Source organism: Tritonibacter sp. SIMBA_163, from assembly GCF_046535935.1.
GTDB classification, from domain to species: Bacteria; Pseudomonadota; Alphaproteobacteria; order Rhodobacterales; family Rhodobacteraceae; genus Epibacterium; species Epibacterium scottomollicae.
Window position 1 is genome coordinate 1 of sequence record NZ_JAWJBP010000529.1, and the last position, 267, is coordinate 267.

General features: G+C 29.6%; 1 protein-coding gene. It reads left to right on the top strand.

Features of this window, described 5'->3' with window-relative positions; translation table 11 throughout:
- The coding region (locus tag R0J92_RS23395; RefSeq protein WP_411053435.1) for an ATP-binding cassette domain-containing protein at positions 1–267 on the top strand (267 nt) is incomplete at both ends.

A 267-nucleotide genomic window follows, 5' to 3' on the forward strand; every position in this document is an offset into this window, starting at 1 on the left:
GTATTTGAGCGGGAAAAAATCATTTTGGATAATATATCTTTAGACTTAGAAGAGAATGATATTACGTTTATTTTGGGATCAAACGGTGCCGGGAAAACAACATTATTACAGATACTTTTAGGATTAATTGAAAAGCAAGAGGGTGATGTTTTATTTGAAGGGAAAAAATTGAATTATCCTCTATCAAATGAGTTTAAAAGAAAAATCGGCTATGTTTCAGATCAACCATTATTAATTGAGTATTTAACTGCACTAGAAAATTTAGAG